The sequence below is a fragment of the Secundilactobacillus pentosiphilus genome (genome assembly GCF_002217985.1).
Taxonomy (GTDB): domain Bacteria; phylum Bacillota; class Bacilli; order Lactobacillales; family Lactobacillaceae; genus Secundilactobacillus; species Secundilactobacillus pentosiphilus.
The window spans coordinates 1-1,915 of record NZ_BCMI01000052.1; the positions used below are offsets into that span (position 1 = coordinate 1).

Here is a 1,915-nt window from a genome sequence, read left to right on the forward strand (position 1 = left end):
ATCAGATGAATTATTGTATTTCATCTGACAACCATAAAGGGATTATCGCAACTCGACCCCCTTTTACTGATTATTCTTTAAGAGAAAAGCTTCTTAGTAGCCTTAGCTAACGTCTTGATGTCCTTATCATACCGTGGTGTGTGAACCAATTTACTCATTGGAATGCCAGCGAAATGATAAGCGGCGATTTCACCGGAACGTACGGCGCTTTGTTCCGTGTAAACCATTTGATAAGGCTGGTCCGCAAATTCGCCAGTAAACGCCAGGTTAGTACTGTGGTTAGGAATGACTTTCGGCCGATCCGTTTTAGCCCGATTGTTAAAGAGGGCTGATGCGTATGGCATGTAAACTGGAATGCAGTTAATGATGCTATCCATGATATCGGCCTTCTTTTCCATGATGTTACCGGGGCCTGGATCAACTTTTGACAGCTGGCCAATCAATTCTTCAGCCATTTCTTTACCGTTCATCTTGACGTACGGCTTATCCACGAATTCACCGTGGCGACGCGGATATAAGAAGTAGCCCCAGATGACCGACTCGTTTGGCTTTTGGGTGGTGAAATGGGGTTGATGGTGCACCACAATGGACATATTAACGTCTTTTTGACCCAAATCAGTGATCGGCTCAGTTGAAATAAAGGAGTTTAACGCGTTGCCGGGTACCTGAGTCGTAATGCGGGTAATTTCATTCAGCAACAGATGGTTCTTAGTGGTCAGCGTGAAACTGCTCCACTCACTGGCGTTGCGGTCAGCGAAGAACTTATCCGGGTTGCCGAGATTGTAGAAGTGTTCCGTAGCTTTCTTCCATAAACTGGAAGCAGCACCATAGTCCATGTTTTCGGCCGCTGGTGTATTGAAATCACCCATGGTGGCAGAATCGGTAATTGAACCGTTGGTAAACATGACGGCTGTTTGTTCGTCCACGTCCACCGTTTCTTCTTCACCGGTTTCCGTATGGGTCATCACTAAGCCAGTTACGGTAATTTCATCTTGCAGCGGTGTTTTCTTGAAGTGCCAGTCGGTGACGCGACGGTTTAAGACGAAGGTGCAGCCTTGATCTTTGAGATAATCGATCAGCGGCTTCATGATGCTTTCGTACTGGTTATAGCGGGTCCGGTTAACACCGACTAAGTGTTCGATCTGGGTGAATTCATAAATCATTTGGTGCATGTAGCGCCGCAATTCTTGAGCGGAACTTTGCAGGCGGAACGCGAAGGTCGTTTCCCACATGTACCAGAAGTTGGTTTGAAACATGTGCGGATCGTCTTTAAAGTAGTCCGCAATGGTAACATTATCTAACCGCTCTTCTTGATCATCGGGCATTAAAATCAGCTTGGTTAATAGTGAACGGTCCTTATTATTCAAACCTAATTTACCGCCATTAACGATGCCTTTACCGCCTTGCAGCAGCCGCGCTTTATCAAAAGTTCGGTGACGAGCGTCAAACTCGCGGGTATCTGCCGCCGCGGTCATCCCCGTTTCCGTGCCGGATGGAATCCGGCCCAGCAGATCCATTAAATCAACGTAGGTCCGGTAGTTTAACATCCGACCGCCACGAGCAACATAGCCCTTTTGATTTTCGATGGGATGGTTTTTATTCCAATAATCATCCTTGGCATGCGTCACTTCGTCACCGTCGTTTGACCCATGATCATCAATTGAATAAAACGTGATTTGATTGCCAGACCAGTGCGCCTCTTGAATCAAATATACCGCACTTGCCATGTTGGCTAAGCCAGCGCCAATCATAATCGCTTTTGTTTTAACCATTCGAAAGCCTCCTTGACCTTTTATACCTTGTCTGCTTCATTATAAAACGCTTTCATGAAAAGCAAAACCCCTAGGGGCTTATCCGCACAAAAAGAGGCTGTGACTTAAGTCATAAATCATAGCTTTCAAAAAAGACTTATCGA

At 46.0% G+C, this 1,915-nt stretch carries 1 protein-coding gene; it reads right to left on the minus strand.

All coding sequences use genetic code 11. The annotated features are described in order from the left end of the window. Nucleotides 1–77 precede the first annotated feature (77 nt). Nucleotides 78–1,772: an oleate hydratase gene (locus CES81_RS12985; RefSeq protein ID WP_089122125.1), complete on the minus strand. Its 1,695-nt coding sequence runs from the start codon at nt 1,770–1,772 to the stop codon at nt 78–80. Between the last annotated feature and the right edge of the window lie 143 nt (nt 1,773–1,915).